At 64.8% G+C, this 16,732-nt stretch carries 15 protein-coding genes; 7 read left to right on the top strand and 8 right to left on the bottom strand.

The genetic code is table 11. From position 1 onward, the window contains the following. Positions 1 to 287: 287 nt before the first annotated feature. Together JYP50_RS02855 and JYP50_RS02850 are read right to left on the bottom strand one after the other, a co-directional pair. Positions 288 to 962 (bottom strand): replication protein P, encoded by a 675-nt coding sequence (locus JYP50_RS02855; RefSeq protein WP_206558968.1) that lies wholly within the window; start codon positions 960 to 962, stop codon positions 288 to 290. Beyond that, on the bottom strand, positions 871 to 2,007 hold the full coding sequence (locus JYP50_RS02850) for a DnaT-like ssDNA-binding domain-containing protein (RefSeq protein ID WP_206558967.1): 1,137 nt from the start codon (positions 2,005 to 2,007) through the stop codon (positions 871 to 873). Before JYP50_RS02850 ends, JYP50_RS02855 begins: the two co-directional genes overlap by 92 nt. 121 nt (positions 2,008 to 2,128) lie before the next feature. On the opposite strand from JYP50_RS02850, the gene radA reads away from it, so the two are divergent. The 4 genes from radA to JYP50_RS02830 all read left to right on the top strand — a co-directional run bounded on the left by radA (position 2,129) and on the right by JYP50_RS02830 (position 6,271). Continuing rightward, positions 2,129 to 3,502 carry a DNA repair protein RadA gene (gene radA, locus JYP50_RS02845; protein WP_206558966.1) on the top strand — a complete coding sequence of 458 codons (1,374 nt, stop codon included), beginning with the start codon at positions 2,129 to 2,131 and terminating at the stop codon, positions 3,500 to 3,502. A gap of 173 nt (positions 3,503 to 3,675) precedes the next feature. Further along, the gene (locus JYP50_RS02840) at positions 3,676 to 4,722 is read left to right on the top strand and encodes a protein phosphatase 2C domain-containing protein (RefSeq protein ID WP_206558965.1); all 1,047 of its coding nucleotides are present in this window, start codon (positions 3,676 to 3,678) and stop codon (positions 4,720 to 4,722) included. Positions 4,723 to 4,786: 64 nt separating this feature from the next. Then, positions 4,787 to 5,521, top strand: coding sequence for a hypothetical protein (locus JYP50_RS02835; RefSeq protein ID WP_206558964.1), 735 nt, complete (start codon positions 4,787 to 4,789; stop codon positions 5,519 to 5,521). A 60-nt stretch (positions 5,522 to 5,581) separates the two neighbouring features. Further along, positions 5,582 to 6,271, top strand: a complete 690-nt coding sequence (locus JYP50_RS02830; RefSeq protein ID WP_206558963.1) for an HAD hydrolase-like protein — start codon at positions 5,582 to 5,584, stop codon at positions 6,269 to 6,271. A 55-nt stretch (positions 6,272 to 6,326) separates the two neighbouring features. On the opposite strand, the gene JYP50_RS02825 is transcribed toward JYP50_RS02830, so the two are convergent. The 5 genes from JYP50_RS02825 to JYP50_RS02805 all read right to left on the bottom strand — a co-directional run bounded on the left by JYP50_RS02825 (position 6,327) and on the right by JYP50_RS02805 (position 11,849). Further along, positions 6,327 to 6,689: a PilZ domain-containing protein gene (locus JYP50_RS02825; RefSeq protein WP_206558962.1), complete on the bottom strand. Its 363-nt coding sequence runs from the start codon at positions 6,687 to 6,689 to the stop codon at positions 6,327 to 6,329. A gap of 249 nt (positions 6,690 to 6,938) precedes the next feature. Further along, positions 6,939 to 8,603 (bottom strand): energy-dependent translational throttle protein EttA, encoded by a 1,665-nt coding sequence (gene ettA / locus JYP50_RS02820; RefSeq protein ID WP_206558961.1) that lies wholly within the window; start codon positions 8,601 to 8,603, stop codon positions 6,939 to 6,941. Positions 8,604 to 8,751: 148 nt separating this feature from the next. Continuing rightward, entirely contained in the window at positions 8,752 to 9,810 is a 1,059-nt protein-coding gene (locus JYP50_RS02815) for a succinylglutamate desuccinylase/aspartoacylase family protein (protein ID WP_206558960.1), read from the bottom strand. A gap of 1 nt (position 9,811) precedes the next feature. Continuing rightward, positions 9,812 to 10,264, bottom strand: coding sequence for an ATP-dependent zinc protease family protein (locus JYP50_RS02810; RefSeq protein WP_206558959.1), 453 nt, complete (start codon positions 10,262 to 10,264; stop codon positions 9,812 to 9,814). 241 nt (positions 10,265 to 10,505) lie between these two features. After that, positions 10,506 to 11,849 (bottom strand): UDP-glucose dehydrogenase family protein, encoded by a 1,344-nt coding sequence (locus JYP50_RS02805; RefSeq protein WP_206558958.1) that lies wholly within the window; start codon positions 11,847 to 11,849, stop codon positions 10,506 to 10,508. Between the two features lie 184 nt (positions 11,850 to 12,033). Here JYP50_RS02805 and glyA point away from each other — a divergent pair, with 184 nt between their 5' ends. The 3 genes from glyA to JYP50_RS02790 all read left to right on the top strand — a co-directional run bounded on the left by glyA (position 12,034) and on the right by JYP50_RS02790 (position 14,734). Next, positions 12,034 to 13,296, top strand: a complete 1,263-nt coding sequence (gene glyA, locus JYP50_RS02800; protein WP_206558957.1) for a serine hydroxymethyltransferase — start codon at positions 12,034 to 12,036, stop codon at positions 13,294 to 13,296. A gap of 219 nt (positions 13,297 to 13,515) precedes the next feature. After that, positions 13,516 to 14,169 (top strand): hypothetical protein, encoded by a 654-nt coding sequence (locus JYP50_RS02795; RefSeq protein WP_206558956.1) that lies wholly within the window; start codon positions 13,516 to 13,518, stop codon positions 14,167 to 14,169. Between the two features lie 7 nt (positions 14,170 to 14,176). Continuing rightward, a complete protein-coding gene (locus JYP50_RS02790) occupies positions 14,177 to 14,734 on the top strand; it encodes a FlgO family outer membrane protein (RefSeq protein ID WP_206558955.1) in 558 nt (185 codons plus the stop codon). A 7-nt stretch (positions 14,735 to 14,741) separates the two neighbouring features. Here the strand turns inward: JYP50_RS02790 and JYP50_RS02785 are convergent, their stop codons facing one another. After that, positions 14,742 to 16,646, bottom strand: coding sequence for a gamma-glutamyltransferase family protein (locus tag JYP50_RS02785; protein ID WP_206558954.1), 1,905 nt, complete (start codon positions 16,644 to 16,646; stop codon positions 14,742 to 14,744). Between the last annotated feature and the right edge of the window lie 86 nt (positions 16,647 to 16,732).

The following is a 16,732-nucleotide window of genomic DNA, read 5'->3' as shown; positions in this document are numbered from 1 at the left end:
CGGCCTAAGAGGCATTTGCTCATTAAACACCGAACTCGCTCGGAGTTCAGGCGCGCTGGCGGCAGGGGGTGCGAAACAATCAGGTCGCGCTTTGACTTTTGGCAGCCGGAGAACGCTTTGTTGCGAGCACTGGCCGAGTCCCAATTTTTGCGCAGCAAAAATGGTCGAGTTGCGCAGCAGTACTCCGGCTGCCAAAAGTCAGCGGCCGTTTCGCACCCCCTGCCGCCAGTGCGCCGGCTACCGAAGGCACGTACTATTCTTGGCCTGTTAACTATGAGCTTGTTTTTTTACAGTCCAGTCTCATCCCGCAACTTGCGCAACTGCGCCAACTGCTCCTCGACAGGCAAGGGCTCCGGCTCATGCCGCTTCAGAGCGCGCTCGCGCGGTACCTCCAGCGTCTCACCGCGCATCACCCGCGCACAGTAATCCCGGTAGTGGCGTTCGAACACCGGCCAGCTGTCGCGCTCCGGGCTGCCCGCCAGCAGGAACCAGTCGCTGTCCCGGCCCGCCAGGTAGACCGCCGGGTGCGACCAGCGCTGGGCCGCCTTCGGCGACGGTGCATTGCAGGCCTCCAGGTAGGCGTTGCGGGCCGTGGGCAGGCCCAGGTCCGCCAGGCCCTGCTGGCAGCACTCGTGCATCCGGTGCAGTGTCGGCAGGAACTCGCTGTGCTCGATCGCGTGGCGGGCGCCGCGCAGGATCTGCTCCACCGGGTAGTCGCCCAGTGAATCCAGCCACAGCTTCTTGATCTGGTTCAGCTGCTCCGCGTCCGGGTAGGCCGCGTAGTACTGGTTGTGGTAGTTCAGGCGGAACAGGGCGAAGACCTGGTTGATCGCCTCGATGTGTTCCGCCGGCGCCTGCGGGCGCCGGGGCTCAGTTGGCCCAGGAGGTGTCGCTGAGGTCGTCCGCGAGGCTTCGATCCCGCGTGCGACCTGATTGATGAGGTCGCTGCTGTGGTCCGTCATGTTTGCCTCCCGCCTGTTGCATCTGGTGCTGTCTCGCCCAGTGGTATTTTACATGCTGCAGGAACTTACTGTTCCAGGAAGTGTGCACCTGGCCGCTGTCGCGCCAGTACACAATGAATTCCGGCAGCAGGGCGCGAGCGAAGGTCTCGTCGATGTGCGACATGCGCAGGATGTCGTACACATCCCGGTCCGGCTGCCAGTCGTCGGCGATGGGCGCCGGCTCGCCGCCGTGTGCCACGCTGGCCGTGTAGCGGGCCCACTGCAGGCGTATGTGCTGGATGAACTTGGTGTTCAGTTCCCGGGGGGCGCTGCCGCGCTCGCGCCAGTAGAGCACGAACTCGGGGATCGCCTCCTCGATAAAGGTTCGGTCCACCCCCGCCCGGGTCATGATCTCCAGGGCGTCCTCGCTGGGGCGCCAGTGGCGGTCCAGGGGGGCGTGCTCCGGGGCGCGCATGGCCTCCGCCTGCTGTTGCTGGTGGCGGCGCCAGGCGGCGGTCACGTGCTGGCGGAACTTGTTTTCCCAGGCGTGGCTGATATCGCCGCGCTCGCGCCAGTAGCAAATGAAATCTTCCAGCTGGTTCACGGCGAACTGGCGCGGGATGTTGTGGTTCAGCGCCAGCAGCTGTAGCAGGTCCTCGCTGGGGGCCCAGTTGGGCGGCAGGTGCGCGGCGCTGCGTCGTTGCGGCGGTGGCGCTGTCGCGGCGGCGCGCGGTTGGGGCGCGGCCGGGGCGCTGGCAGCTTCGTTGAGGGCGAACACCAGCTGCTCGGCGCTGTGCACGGGTGGCGACTCCACCAGCAGCACGCCCTTGTCCACCAGGCTGCGCAGGATGCGGTGCAGGTCCATCGGCCCCCAGAAGGGCAGTAGGCGCAGCAGGAAGTCGCGCTCCACCGTCAGCCAGGCAAAGCCGCCGCGCAGTTGCGGTGAACGGTGCTGGAACAGGGTGTGCAGCTGCTGCAGCAGCACCGCCTCCTCCAGGCCGATGGTCGCCGCCAGGCCGGGGGAGAAAACCAGCTGTTGTTCAGGGACCAGGGAGGATTCGCTCATCGGAATGCCGGAAAGTGATGCGCAGTGGGTGGAACAAAGTCTGGTAGCATACCGGGCTGGCCCCGGGACGAACAGCGGGGCCTTTCTATTTTTTCGATTGACAGGGTGCGAAAGCGGGGCGATGGCCAAAAGCAAGACGGCGTTTGTGTGTAATGACTGCGGCTCGGACTACGCCAAGTGGCAGGGCCAGTGCAGCGACTGCGGGGCCTGGAATACCCTGTCCGAGGTGCGCCTGGGGCCGGCGCGCAAGGGCGGCGCCCGGGCCGCCGATAACCGCGGCGGTTTTGCCGGGGCGCTCGCCGAGGCGCGGGTGCTCAAGGACATTGATCTCGAGGACCTGCCGCGCTTTAGCAGCGGCGCGGAAGAGTTCGACCGCGTGCTGGGCGGCGGCCTGGTGCCGGGGTCGGCCATCCTGGTGGGCGGTAACCCCGGCGCCGGCAAGAGTACCCTGCTGTTGCAGACCATGTGCCACCTGGCGGCGGGCATGGATGCCTTGTACATCACTGGCGAGGAGTCCCTGCAGCAGGTGGCGATGCGCGCCCGGCGCCTGGGGCTGCCCACGGACAAGCTGCGGTTGATGGCCGAGACCAGTGTCGAGGCCATCATCGCCGCCGCCGGTAAGTACGCGCCGCGGGTGTTGGTGGTGGATTCGATCCAGGTGGTGCACAGCGAGGAACTGACCTCCGCCCCGGGCAGCGTGTCCCAGGTGCGCGAGTGCGCCGCCTTTCTTACCCGTTTCGCCAAGCAAAGCGGCACGGTGCTGTTTTTGGTGGGCCACGTCACCAAGGACGGCGCCCTGGCCGGCCCCAAGGTGCTGGAGCACATGATCGACTGCTCCATCCTGCTGGAGGGCGGTCACGACTCGCGCTTTCGCACCCTGCGGGGGCAGAAGAACCGTTTTGGCGCGGTGAACGAGCTGGGCGTGTTCGCGATGACCGAGCAGGGCCTGCGGGAGGTGAAGAACCCCTCGGCGATCTTCCTCGACCGCAGCTCCGAGCCCGCCTCGGGCAGCGCGGTGATGGTGGTGTGGGAGGGCACCCGGCCGCTGCTGGTGGAAATCCAGGCCCTGGTGGACGACAGCCAGCTCGGCAACCCGCGCCGGGTGGCGGTGGGCCTGGAGCAGAACCGGCTGGCGATGCTGCTGGCGGTGCTGCACCGCCACGGCGGCCTGCAGGTGGGCGACCAGGACGTGTTTGCCAACGTCGTGGGCGGGGTCAAGGTGCTGGAAACCAGCGCCGATCTGGCCCTGTTGCTGGCCATTGTGTCCAGCTACCGCGACCGGCAACTGCCCCGGGACATGGTGATATTCGGCGAGGTGGGCCTGTCCGGCGAGATCCGCCCGGTGCCCAGCGGTCAGGAACGGTTGGCGGAGGCCGCCAAGCACGGCTTTCGCCGGGCCATCGTGCCCAAGGCGAACGCGCCGCGCGGCGCGGTGCGGGGCATGGAGGTGATGGCGGTGACCCGCCTGGAGGAAGCGCTGGCGGCCATCGACTGAGCCGCGGCGCCGCCGCTCGGCGCTGCCGGGTATTGGTGCCCGGTGACGGTGTGGCGCGCGGTGGCGGCCGCGCCGGAATCACCACTGGACGCGTGGTTCAAGTCCGTGGAAGATGAGAGCACCTCCGTACCGCCGCGGTTCGCGGTGCGGGCCAAACAGGTGATGGGGGCCTTGTGAACACATCGGATGTGGTGACTGACGGCTGCGGTGCCACCCATGTGGGGCAGCGGAACCACAACGAGGACGCCTACCTGCTGGACCCGGATTGCGGCCTGGCGGTGGTGGCGGACGGCGTGGGTGGTCACCAGGCGGGGGAGGTGGCCAGCGCCATCACCTGCGAGGTGATCCAGCGCGAGACCGCGGCGGGACGTCCCGTCGAGCAGGGCATCCGCGCCGCCAACCGCGAGGTAATGGCGGCGGTGGCCCAGGGCCGCGGCAAGGCCGGGATGGCCTCCACGGTGGTGGTGGCGCGCTTCTCGGGCGGCGACTACGAACTGGCCTGGGTCGGCGACAGCCGCGCCTACCTCTGGGACGGCCAGTTGAAACTGCTTACCCGTGACCACTCCTACGTGCAGGCCCTGTTCTCCCGCGGCCAGATCACTCTCGCCCAGGCGCGCAGTCACCCGCGCAAGAATGTGATCGTGCAGGCCATCGGCCTGCAGGAAGACGACAAGCTCCAGGTGGGAATCAACCGTGGCCGCCTGGAGCCGGGCCAGGTGCTGTTGCTGTGCAGCGACGGCCTGTCGGATGCGCTCGAATGTGGCGCGCTGAGCGATATACTCTGCGCCGATACGCCGCTGGCGGCACGTTGCGAGGCCCTGGTGGACGCCGCGGTGCGGGCCGGCGGCCGCGACAATATCACCGTGGTTTTGCTGCCCGGCACGGCGCCGGCCAACGGCGCGGCCCGGCTGGAGCCGGAAGTTACTTGGAGCTACGACCCCGGCTCCGGCGAGTACGCCGGCTTGCCGGAGCTGGACCTGATCGAGCATTCCCGGGGCCCGGTGCCCGGTCGGGGTTCCGCGCCGGGGAGTGCCGAGCCGCCCCTTCCACGACAGGAGCCGCTCCGTACAAGCCCCGCCGGCGAGGCCGAAGCCGCACGCGCCGCCGTGCAGCGGGAAAAGGGCCGGCGTCGGAACCGCTTGATTCTTTGGTTTGTCGCGGGGGTGCTGGTAATGGCCAGCGTGGCATACAGCCTGGGTATTGCCGCCTCCGGCGGGTGACTGGCGCAACGCTGACCGTTCAAGCCGCCATGGAGGTGTTGCCAGTAAAAGGGACTTTTTTAATATGAACGTATTTGGTGCATTTACTTTTGGCAATCTGATAAAAACCTTTCTCCCGGGTTTAATCTGGCTGTTTGGTCTGGTGTTGCTCGAGGCAAGCATTGCAGGCTTCTTCGACTCAGCGCCGGCGGCGCTTTGGTTTATACGCTCTTTTCCCCAGGTTTCGCTGGTTCTCGCGATACCGTTCTCGATTCTATTGGGGTTGTTTTCAAATGTGATTGTTTTTATGGGGCTTAACGATGTGCTGGTACGAAATCCGTCGAAGAGGGATCCCGAGGGCAAAAACGTCCATGAGCTCTACGATCTGGTCTGTGGCAAAACGCGCCAGTTCGTTTGGGAGCCCATCAAGGTTGACGGCGACAGCGAGCCATCGCGCAATACGGACAGCCCCTGTGTCGATGCCGAGGTACTGGTGCTACATGAACTGGGCGCGGCCCAGTTGAGTTTTGTTCGCGAGCAGTACTGGTCCTATGTCGAATTTTTGATGAATCTGATGCTGGGTCTCTGGGTGCTTACCGGGGCGGTACTGCTGCGCTGCTTGACTGCCTACCCCCTCGCTCCGGCGCTATGTATCACGCTGCCGCTGTTGGCGGCTTCAGCCCTGGTTTCTTGCTTTCTGGTCAAGGCCGCGAGAAAGAACTATCAGCGGCATATCGCGAAAATGCTGAGCCTCATTCTATCGGTGCTATCCAAACAGCAACGCGCGGAGATAGCCGCGGCCAGGCCCGGCAGTAGTTAGCGGGGGGGTGGTATTCAATGTATGATTGCCGGGTGGCTGGTAAATGCTTGGGGTCAGTGCATGGGTGCCTATTTCTTTGATCTCGACGGAACTTTGACCGATTCCGCCCCGGGGCTGCTGAACAGCTTCGGGGTTGCGCTGGATTTTTTGGGCGTGCGCAATGTTAGCGAGCCCTCCCTGCGTGGCCATCTGGGGGAGCCCCTGCCGGAGGTTTTTCGGTCCTACCTGCCAGATATTTCGAACGTGGACATTGAGTCGGGGATTGCCGCATTTCGTCGTAGTTATGACGACGAGGGTATTTATGTCAACAAGCTATATCCTGGCATTGAGGCGCTGCTGAAACGCCTGCGGGAACTCGATTTTGGGGCCTGGGTTGTCACTTCCAAGCCTGTGCATCATGCGGAAAAGGTCTGCGAGCTGCTCGAAATCCGCGATTATTTCCAGGGCATTATCGGTGCCGGTTTGGACGAAGCCGACACCAAGTCCACCCTGGTACACAAGGCTCTCGGCCTTTCCGAGGCCGATCCTCGCTCAACAATCTTCCTGGGCGATCGCTGTTACGATGTCGTTGGGGCTCTGTCAAATAATGTCAGACCCGTGGGGGCGCTCTGGGGATACGGAAGCCGGACGGAGCTGGAAACGGCGGGGTGTGTGGAATTTGCCCAATCGCCGTCAGCATTCCTCGCTGATTATGTTGAGTCCCGCGTACACGGGGGCTTCTCGGCCGCCGCCCTGCTGGCCCACTCGTGAGGCCGGGCGCAACTGCCAAGCTACTCCGCCAATACTGGGCTGGGGTGGGGGTTCCCTAGCCGAGTCGCCCCAGTTCCTCTCCTATCACCTCCGGCCGCTCGAGATGCGCTTCCAGCAGTGCTTTCAGAGGGGCGATATTTTCCCGGTCGACGTGCTCCACCGCAAAACCCAGGCGGCCCTTTTCCACGTGTTGCAGGTAGGCGTGGAGTTCCAGCTCGGTACCGCCGTCGAGGTGAATGGTCAGGGTAAAGGGCTCGTTGTACTGGGCGTCCCAGACGTCCGGTTGATCGGTGGCGGCGCCGGCCAGGGACAGGTCGATCAGGCGCTGGCGCCAGACGCTGCCGCCCTGGTGCACGTCCACCGGCAGGTCGAGAGCGACGCGGGTAAACCGGCGCCGCTCGGTACGAATATCGGTCATCGTTATGCTCTTGTTCGTCACCCTTGCCGACACTATAGCAAGAAAATAGGGGGTGGATACGAATGACTCTTACTGAAGTCAATAACAGGGTGTTTTGCCCTCTGCAGGGTCGAATTTATTCGACCAAAAGCGGTGCTCACGGCATCAATGGCCGAATAAATTCGGCCCTACAATGGTCAAGTAAGTGCCATTCGGGACGGATACCGATTCGCGATGGCGCGGCGAAGGGGTACCCGTCCCCGGGGTTGTTTACTTCAGTTTGCGGTATTTCACCCGGTGGGGTTGCGCCGCCGCGGCGCCCAGGCGGGCCTTGCGGTCCTCCTCGTACTCGCTGAAGTTGCCTTCGTGGAACACCACGTTGCCATCGTCCTCATAGGCCAGGATGTGGGTGGCGATGCGGTCGAGGAACCAGCGGTCGTGGGAGATCACCAGGGCGCTGCCGGGGAAGGCCAGCACGGCTTCTTCCAGCGCGCGCAGGGTCTCCACATCGAGGTCGTTGGTGGGCTCGTCCAGCAGCAGCACGTTGCCGCCCTGCTTGAGCAGCTTGGCCAGGTGCAGGCGATTGCGCTCGCCGCCGGACAGATCCTTCACATACTTCTGCTGGTCGGAGCCCTTGAAGTTGAAGCGGCCCACGTAGGAGCGCGAGGGCACCTCGTAGCTGCCGATGCGCATGATGTCCTGGCCGTCGGAGATCTCCTCCCAGACGGTTTTGCCGCCATCCAGGTCGTCACGGCTCTGGTCGACGTAGCTGAGCTGTACCGTCTCGCCCACCTTGACTTCGCCGCCGTCCGGCTGTTCCTGGCCCATGAGGATGCGGAACAGGGTGGATTTACCCATGCCGTTGGCGCCGATGATGCCGACGATGCTGCCCTTGGGCACGGTGAAGCTGACGTTGTCGAACAGCAGGCGGTCGCCGAAAGCCTTCCTGAGGTTGTTGACCTCAATGACGTTGTCCCCCAGGCGCGGCCCCGGCGGGATGTAGATCTCGTTGGTTTCGTTGCGGCTCTGGAACTCCTGTGACTGCAGCTCTTCAAAGCGCTGCAGGCGGGCCTTGCTCTTGGCCTGGCGCCCCTTGGGGTTGCTGCGCACCCACTCCAGCTCCGCCTTGATGGCTTTCTGGTGGGAGGCCTCCTGGCGCTTTTCCTGCTCCAGGCGTTGTTCCTTGGCCTGCAGCCAGTCGGAGTAGTTGCCCTCGTAGGGAATGCCGCGGCCGCGGTCCAGTTCCAGGATCCAGCCGGCGGCGTTGTCGAGGAAGTAGCGGTCGTGAGTGATCGCCACCACGGTGCCGGGGTAGTCGTGCAGGAAGCGCTCCAGCCAGGCCACGCTCTCGGCGTCCAGGTGGTTGGTGGGTTCGTCCAGCAGCAGCATGTCGGGGGCCGACAGCAGCATACGGCACAGGGCCACCCGGCGGCGCTCGCCGCCCGAGAGCTTGGTCACATCGGCGTCCCAGGGCGGCAGGCGCAGGGCATCGGCGGCCACTTCCAGCTTGGTTTCGATGTTGTGGGCGTCGGTGGCCTGGATGATGTCCTCGAGCCGCGCCTGTTCCTTGGCCAGGGCGTCGAAGTCGGCGTCCGGTTCGGCGTAGGCGGCATAAACCTTGTCCAGGCCCGCCAGGGCGTCGATCGCCTCCTGCAGACCTTCCTCGACATTGCCGCGCACATCCTTCTCCGGGTCCAGCTGCGGCTCCTGGGGCAGGTAGCCGATCTTGATCCCGGGCTGGGGGCGGGCCTCGCCGAGGATGTCGGTGTCGATACCGGCCATGATCTTCAGCAGGGTGGACTTGCCGGCGCCGTTCAGGCCCAGCACGCCGATCTTGGCGCCGGGGAAGAACGACAGGGATATGTCTTCCAGAATGGTTTTCTTGGGCGGCACGACCTTGCCGACCCGGTTCATGGTATAGACGTACTGGGCCATCGCGGATGATAACTCTGTGTTGGAAATGTGGTGCCGGATTCTAGCAGGAATAGGGGGCGGATACCGATGCCAAAAAAGGGGTCAGAGCCCTTTGTTCGGGGAAAAGGGCTCTGACCCCTTTGTTCCGTCCGCTATTTTCAGTGCCTTTTCAGTCGGCGATGGGGGCGGAGCTCAGGTCGTCGGGGTTGACTTCTTCCTGGCCCGGCTCGTGGTCCTCGTGGAAGGCTTCAACCTCCCACTTGCGTCGGCCCTCGATCTCGGCGATATGGAACAGGGCGTCCCCCTCGTAGACCAGGGGCAGGTTGGTGCGGCCGATGACGATGCCGGCGTTTTCCGCCACCACGTCCACCTCGCTTTCGCCCAGGGGGTCGGCGATGAAACCGATGGTCTGGCCTTCCTCCACCTCGGCGCCCAGGGGCACGAGTACCCGCAGGATGCCGCTCTCCGGGGCGCGGGTCCAGTTGGTGCTGCGGCTGATCACGGGGCGCTTGGTCTTGGCGCGGCTCTTGCGCAGCATGCCCAGGTGGCGCATCACGTTGAGCACGCCCTTGACCCCCGCGCGGATGTAGATTTCGTCGAAACGCAGGGCCTCGCAGGATTCGTACAGCAGCACCGGTACGCCGATGTCGCCGGCGGCCTGGCGCAGGGAGCCGTCGCGGATCTTGGCGTCGATCGCCAGTGGCGCGCCGAAGGCCTCGGTCATGGCCAGGGTCGCTTCATCCTCGAGATTGGCGCGAATCTGCGGGAAATTGCTGCGATGTCGGGCGCCGGTGTGGAGGTCGATGCCGTGGGTGCAGTGGGCCACGATCTCCTTCAGGAAGGTGTGGGCGATGCGTCCGGTGAGGGAGCCGCGCCTGGAGCCCGGGAAGGAGCGGTTGAGGTCGCGCCCGTCGGGCAGGTAGCGGGTGTGGTTGATGAAACCGTAAACGTTGACGATGGGGATGGCGATCAGGGTGCCGCGCATGCGCGACAGGTGAGGATCCTTGAGCAGGCGGCGGATGATCTCCACCCCGTTGATCTCGTCGCCGTGAATCGCGGCGCAGACAAACAGCACCGGCCCCGGCCGCCGCCCGCGCACCACCTGTGCGCTGATCGACAGGTTGTCGTGGGTGTACATGGGCGCCACCGGGATCTCGATCATGGCGTGCTGGCCGGGTTCGATGGTCTGGCCGCCGATCACCAGTCGCGCGGGGGAGCCTTGCGTCATTTCAGGCCTCCCGGCTGCCGCCGGGGCGGGCGCCCTGTAGGTAGGAGCGGCCGGAATCGACCAGGAAGTGCCCGCGCATGGCGGTGCGGCCCAGCAGCATGCGGAAGCGCATGGTCTCGCGGTCGGTGAGGGTCAGTTCGGCATCGATGGTGTGCTCGCCCACCCGCACGCGGCTTGCGATCACGTAGCGCACCTCCCGGTGCCCCCCGGAATCGGTGACCTGGCGCCGGTCCAGTACCTTCGCCTCGCAGTGCACCACATAGTCGGTGTTTTGCTGCCAGGGGTGAATGCCGAAGCGCACCCAATCTTCCCCGTCGCGAGCGAAGGGCTCCACGTAGAAGGCGTGCAGGGCGCTGGTGCGCGCCCCGGTGTCGATTTTGGCCTTGATGCGATCGATGCCGAAGTCCGGCAGGGCCAGCCACTCGCGCCAGCCCAAAACAGCCTTGTCAGTCATACCCGTCTACTGTAAACCCGCTACAGCTCGAGTATCCACGGCCGCCGGCGCGATGTAAACCGCTGTGGTGGCCTTGTATGGCCGAATTCATTCGGCCATGGCGGATTGAAATCCGCCCTACAGGGAGAGATTTCTGGCCCGTGCGGTGGCGGATTGAAATCCGCCCTACAGGGGGAGGCATCCGGGCCCGCGTAGGGTCGAATTCATTCGACCAACCTGCTCCCGGCCAAACCTGCTCCCGCTAGGCCGCGGCGTCCAGCGACAGGCCCCGGCCGATACCGTAGTACTCGATACCCAGCTCCTCCATATGGGCCGGGTTGTAGAGATTGCGGCCATCGAAGATCACCGGCTGCTTGAGCGCCGACTTTACCTGCTCGAAATCCGGCGACCAGAAGGCCTTCCATTCAGTGCAGATAACCAGCGCGTCGGCTCCTTCCAGGGCTTCTTCCTTGTGCTCGGTGAGCACCAGGTCGCCGCGCTCGCCGTAGATTTCGCGGCAGGCCGCCATGGCCTGGGGGTCGTAGGCCCGCACCTTGCCGCCATAGGACCAGATACCCTCGAGTACGTAGCGGCTGGGGGCTTCGCGCATGTCGTCGGTGTTGGGCTTGAAGGACAGGCCCCACACGGCGATGGTCCGTTGCGAGAGGTCGGAGCCGAAGCGCGCCATCACCCGTTCGGCCAGTTTGTTCTTCTGGCGCTGGTTGGTGTCGTGCACCGCGGTGAGAATCTCCGCCCGGTGGCCGAACTGCCCGGCCAGGAATTTGAGCGCCCGCACGTCCTTGGGAAAACAGGAGCCGCCATAGCCGCAGCCCGGGTAGATGAACTGGTAGCCGATGCGGGGGTCGGCGCCCATGCCGCGGCGCACGTCCTCGATGTCGGCGCCCACCGCCTCGGCGATATTGGCCATTTCATTCATGAAGCTGATCTTGGTGGCCAGCATGGCGTTGGAGGCGTACTTGGTCATCTCCGCGCTGGGCGGATCCATGGGCATGATTTTCTCGTGATTGCGGTTGAAGGCCCGGTACATGCGGCGCATCTCTTCCAGCACCTTGGGTGAGCGGGTGCCGATCACGATGCGGTCCGGGCTCTGGCAGTCCTTCACCGCGGAGCCCTCCTTGAGGAACTCGGGGTTGGAGGCGGTCTCGATGGGGATGTCCCGCCCCTGGTCGTGCAGGGCCTGCTTGATGTGCGCCAGCACCTGGTCGGTGGTGCCCACCGGCACGGTGGACTTGGTGACCACTACCTTGCGGCTGGTCATGTAGCGGGCAATGGAGGAAGCCACCTGCATGACGTAGGTCAAATCCGCGGAGCCGTCGGACTTGGAGGGCGTGCCAACGCAGATAAACAGGTAGTCGCTGGCCTGCACGGCGGCCTTGGTGTCGGTGGTGAAGGACAGCAGCTGGTTGTCCATGCCGCTTTGGATCAGGGCCGACAGGCCGGGCTCGAAAAAGGGTACCTCGGCGTCCCGCAGGCGCTCGACGCGGTCGGCATCCACGTCCATGCAAATGACCCGGTGGCCCACGTCGGCGAAGATCGCCGCCTGCACCAAACCTACATAACCGCTGCCAAAAATCGTGATATTCATCCTGTGTGTCCGCTTTCCTGGGGGTTGTGACTAACGCAGCGCGCCACTATATGTCGATAAGGTGACAATAGTAATACAGCTAGAAGACAGATACCCGTTTCGAGACTTATATGGGTGGGGGAATTTGAGTAGAATGTGCGCCTTTCCAATCGGGGCGCTAGCCCCAGAGCGCCGGGGGATACCGATGTTTGACCGCAGCATGACCATCCAGGGATTTGACGACGAGATATTTGCCGCCATCGGCGAGGAAGAGCGCCGCCAGGAGGAACATATCGAGTTGATCGCCTCCGAGAACTACGCCAGCCCCCGCGTGATGCAGGCCCAGGGCACGGTACTGACCAACAAGTACGCCGAGGGCTACCCCGGCAAGCGCTACTACGGCGGCTGCGAGTATGTGGACGAGGCCGAGCGCCTGGCCATCGAGCGGGTCAAGGCGCTGTTCGGCGCCGACTACGCCAACGTCCAGCCCCACTCCGGCTCCCAGGCCAACTCGGCGGTCTACCAGGCCCTGTGCGCCCCCGGCGACACCGTGCTGGGCATGAGCCTGGCCGACGGCGGCCACCTGACCCACGGCGCCAAGCCGAACTTCTCCGGCAAGATGTACAACGCGGTGCAGTACGGACTGAACAAGGATACCGGCGAGGTGGACTACGCGCAGGTGGAAGCCCTGGCCTTGGAACACAAGCCGAAGATGATCGTGGCGGGCTTCTCCGCCTATTCCCGGGTAATGGACTGGGGCCGCTTCCGCGAAATCGCCGACAAGGTGGGCGCCTACCTGATGGTGGACATGGCCCACGTGGCGGGCCTGATCGCCGCCGGCGTCTACCCCAACCCGGTGCCCCACGCCGATGTGGTCACCTCCACCACCCACAAGACCCTGCGCGGCCCCCGCGGCGGGGTGATCCTGGCCAAGGCCAACGAAGAGCTGGAGAAGAAGTTCCAGTCGGCGGTGTTCCCGGGCGGCCAGGGCGGCCCGCTGATGCATGTGATCGCGGCCAAGGCGGTGAGCTTCAAGGAAGCCGCGAGCCCCGACTTCGTGGAGTACCAGAAGCAGGTGGTGGCCAACGCCCGGGCGATGGCGGCGACCTTTATCGAGCGCGGCATCAATATCGTGTCCGGCGGCACCGACAACCACCTGATGCTGGTGGACCTGATTGGCAAGCCCTACACCGGCAAGGACGCGGACGAGGCCCTGGGTAACGCCAATATCACGGTGAACAAGAACGCGGTACCGAACGACCCGCGCTCGCCCTTCATTACCTCCGGCCTGCGTGTCGGCACTCCGGCGATCACCACCCGCGGCTTCAAGGAAGCGGAGACGGTGGAGCTGACAGGCTGGATGTGCGATGTGCTGGAGTCCCTGGAGAGCGGCAATGCGGACGCCGTGATTGCCGAGGTGAAGGGCAAGGTGCTGGAGATTTGCGGGCGGTTCCCCGTATATCGCTAGGGCAACAGTGCTGGCTGTCAGTTGCTGGCGGCGCGTTGGATCAAAGGGGGCTTCGGCCCCCTTTGTTGTTTTGGTGGTTGGCCCGAAAACACCGCAAGCCAACAGATGCCCCCGCGCCATTTTCTCAAGTTCGCAACAGCTGCGCCGATACACTGGCCACGAGAGCCGGCAGCCTTGGTTGCGGCCCCCAATTGTATTTCGCCAGTGGAGGCGCTACCCATGCCGTGCAGGTTGCTCATTGTTACGCTCGCTACGGTCCTGCTCAGTGGCTGTTTTGCCGTCATGACCTCGCAGGCGCCCATAGCCACCAGCTACGGCATCAGTGATCAACAAAAAATGCAGGCTGCGCACCACTGGCTGGTACTGGCCGAGCACGAAGCCCACAACATGCTGAGAAGCCCGGCGCTGTCAGGCAAGGCCTTGTTCGTCGAGCCGGGCGAGGACGTCGATTTTGCCCGTGGATTCGAGTCGCTGCTGACCAGCGAACTGGTCACTCGCGGTGGCTTTGTCCGCACCGAGCCGGTCAATACAGCGCTCGTCGACACCCGGGTTCAGGTAGTGCGGCACAAGGACAGGGATTTTGTGCGCGCGCCGCAGGGCGCGCTGACCGCGCTGGCGACGGGTATCGCCGTGGCCACGATACCCTACAACCATTGGACCGAGCCCGCGCTCGCATTGATCCCGGCAGCTGTGGCGGGGGATGCCTACAGCGGCAGCTGGCTCTCCCGCAGCAACACCGAGGTCATCGTTACCACCCGGGTCACCGAAAACAGCCGGATTCTGTATTCATCGTCCAATATCTATTACATCAATTCCGGTGACAACGATCATTACGGCGCCGCCAGATCGATTCCCGTGACCGACCAGTGGTAGTGCCGAGATGATTCCAAGTCTGATTCAACGTGCAAAATACACCGTCGCGGCGATTGTGGCAGTCGTGCTGCTTGCGGCGTGCGCCAACCAGGGCGGCGCGCCCACCTATGCGGCGCCGCGGGAAGCGGACGTCGTCAACCTGATGAACGGCGCCGCGGCCGACCTGGTAGCCAGCGCGACAGGGTTGCAGGGCAGCACCATTCTCGCGGCGACCTTTGTCAACATCGATAACCTGCAGGAATCCTCGACCCTGGGGCGCGCGCTTGCAGAAATGTTCGCCACCGGCCTGACAAGAGCGGGGCTCCCGGTGATCGAAGTCAAAATGCGCAACAGCCTGTTTATCCAGGAAAGCACGGGCGAACTGATACTGTCCCGGGACATCGGCAGGCTCTCGGCCAGCCACGATGCCCAGGCGGTGCTGATCGGAACCTATGCCCGGGCTGAGTCCATGGTTTACCTCAATGTTCGCATTGTCCGCAGCAGCGACAACGTGGTGCTCGGCGCCAGCAACGTGCAACTGCCCATGGACAAGAACATTCGCGCAATGTTGGCGCCCGCCTGGTGACGCGCGGCTACCACGCTATCCCGTAGTCGTCCCCGTAATCCGACGCGCCCCCCTGCATTGTCCCCTGTTCCCGGTCAAACCAGATCGCCGTGATTGGGCTGTAGGTGCGCTCCACGGTCTCCACTGAATAGCCCATCTGCTCCAGCCGAGCCCGGTTGTAGGGCGACACCTGGTGGGTCACCTGCAGCCGCCCCGGCTCCGACCGGTGGGCGCCGAAGGAGCTCTGCATCTGGAAGCTGGTGATATTCTGCGCCTCGGCAGCTTGCTGCACGTTCATGCCAAACTCCACCATATTCAGGAAGAATTGCAGCAAGTTCTGGTCCTGCGTGTCCCCGCCCTGGACCGAAAAGGCCATCAGCGGCGCGCCGTCCTTCAGCGCCAGGCTCGGGGTCAGGGTTGCCCGGGGGCGCTTGCCCGGGGCCACCACATTGAAGGGGTTCAGGCGCTCGTCCAGGACAAAACTCTGCATGCGTTGGGACAGGCCGATGCCCGTATTGCCCGCCACGAAGGCCGGAATCCAGCCCCCCGAGGGGGTCACCGACACCACCCAGCCGTCGGCGTCCGCCGCCTGGATCGAGGTCGTGCCGGCGAGAAAGGCCTCGTCGCCCGACATGTCCAGGCTCGCCTGCTGGAAGCCCTCGGCGCCCTCCGCCTCCGCCGCCGGCGGGATCGGCGTCCACTGCTCCAGCAGCTCCCTGAACGGATTTTTCTCTCCCTGGAAGGGGTAGGGGTCGCCCGGGCGGGCCTCCGGGTTGTTGCGCTCGGCGGGCATCTCGGCGCGCCGCTTGGCGGCATACTCCTTGGACAGCAGGCCGGCCACCGGCTCCTTCGGCGGCAGGTAGGGGTCGCCGTAGTAGAAATCGCGGTCGGCGAAGGCCAGGTTCATCGCCTGGTACAGCGTGTGGATGTATTGGGCGCTGTTGTAGCCCATGCCCTTCAGGTCCATGGGCTCGAGGATGTTCAGCGCCTGCAGCATCGCCGGGCCCTGCACCCAGGTAGTGAGCTTGTAGACGTCGATGCCCTTGTAGTTGGTGCTTACCGGCTCCTCGATATGCACCTGCCAGTCGGCCAGGTCCGCCGCGGTGAACAGGCCCCCGTGCTCGCGGTTGGCGCGCACGATCTCCGCCGCGATGTCGCCGCGGTAGAAGCGGTCGTAGGCGGCGTAGATGGCCTGCTTGCGGTTCTTGCCCGCGGCCAGGGCCTCGGCCTCGGCATCCACCAGCTTGTGCAGGGTGGCCAGCAGGTCCGGCTGGCGGAACAGCTCGCCGGGACGGGGCGCCGCGCGCTGTCCGGGGTTGTCGGGGTCGAGGTGGGGCAGGAATACCCGGGTGGAGTCGGGCCAGCGCTCGATGATCTCGCGTTTGTTCTCGATGTTGTCCGCCTGGGAGGCCTCGATGGGATAGCCGGCGGCCATTTGCATCGACGGTTCGAGCACCTCCGCCAGGCTCAGGCGGCCGTATTCCGCCAGCATTACCATCAGGCCGCCGGGGGTGCCGGGGGTGACCGCCGCCAGGGGGCCGTATTCCGGCGGGTAGACCATGCCCCGCTCCTGGAAGTACTCCGGCGTCGCCCCGGTCGGCGCGACCCCCAGGGCATTGATGCCCTTCACCTCCCCGGTTTCGGGGTTGTAGATCAGGGCCTGGGTCTCGCCGCCCCAGCTGAGCACGTCCCACATGGTGGAGGTGGCGCCGAGCATGGCGCAGGCGGCGTCCACCGCGTTGCCGCCGCGGGCGAACATCAATGCCCCGGCGGTGGCGGCGAGGGGCTTGCCGGTGACCGCCACCCAGTGCTTGCCGTGCAGGATGGGTTTGGCGGTCTTCTGGGCCTGGGCCGCGCTCCCCGCCAGCAGGGAGAGGGCGATGGCCAGGCGCAGTGCGAAATGGAGAGGGCGCAACAGGGGCTGACGGGTCATGGTCGTCTCCGGTTCGGTGTGTGGAGGCAGCATAGCAAAAAAAGCCGGTTCCGCTGGTGCGCCCCGGTGGCGTTTCGAAGGGCGAT

The organism is Parahaliea mediterranea (assembly GCF_017255185.1).
In the GTDB taxonomy this organism is placed as follows: domain Bacteria; phylum Pseudomonadota; class Gammaproteobacteria; order Pseudomonadales; family Halieaceae; genus JAFKCZ01.
Note: the sequence above shows the minus strand (reverse complement) of the source record. Positions and strands in the feature narration are given on the sequence as shown.

Bases quoted from the DNA above. Each gene is read 5' to 3' on its own strand.
- JYP50_RS02855 (WP_206558968.1), bottom strand. From the start codon at position 962: ATGACGGACCACAGCAGCGACCTCATCAATCAGGTCGCACGCGGGATC.
- JYP50_RS02850 (WP_206558967.1), bottom strand. From the start codon at position 2,007: ATGAGCGAATCCTCCCTGGTCCCTGAACAACAGCTGGTTTTCTCCCCC.
- radA (WP_206558966.1), top strand. From the start codon at position 2,129: ATGGCCAAAAGCAAGACGGCGTTTGTGTGTAATGACTGCGGCTCGGAC.
- JYP50_RS02835 (WP_206558964.1), top strand. From the start codon at position 4,787: ATGAACGTATTTGGTGCATTTACTTTTGGCAATCTGATAAAAACCTTT.
- JYP50_RS02830 (WP_206558963.1), top strand. From the start codon at position 5,582: ATGGGTGCCTATTTCTTTGATCTCGACGGAACTTTGACCGATTCCGCC.
- JYP50_RS02825 (WP_206558962.1), bottom strand. From the start codon at position 6,689: ATGACCGATATTCGTACCGAGCGGCGCCGGTTTACCCGCGTCGCTCTC.
- ettA (WP_206558961.1), bottom strand. From the start codon at position 8,603: ATGGCCCAGTACGTCTATACCATGAACCGGGTCGGCAAGGTCGTGCCG.
- JYP50_RS02815 (WP_206558960.1), bottom strand. From the start codon at position 9,810: ATGACGCAAGGCTCCCCCGCGCGACTGGTGATCGGCGGCCAGACCATC.
- JYP50_RS02810 (WP_206558959.1), bottom strand. From the start codon at position 10,264: ATGACTGACAAGGCTGTTTTGGGCTGGCGCGAGTGGCTGGCCCTGCCG.
- JYP50_RS02805 (WP_206558958.1), bottom strand. From the start codon at position 11,849: ATGAATATCACGATTTTTGGCAGCGGTTATGTAGGTTTGGTGCAGGCG.
- glyA (WP_206558957.1), top strand. From the start codon at position 12,034: ATGTTTGACCGCAGCATGACCATCCAGGGATTTGACGACGAGATATTT.
- JYP50_RS02795 (WP_206558956.1), top strand. From the start codon at position 13,516: ATGCCGTGCAGGTTGCTCATTGTTACGCTCGCTACGGTCCTGCTCAGT.
- JYP50_RS02790 (WP_206558955.1), top strand. From the start codon at position 14,177: ATGATTCCAAGTCTGATTCAACGTGCAAAATACACCGTCGCGGCGATT.
- JYP50_RS02785 (WP_206558954.1), bottom strand. From the start codon at position 16,646: ATGACCCGTCAGCCCCTGTTGCGCCCTCTCCATTTCGCACTGCGCCTG.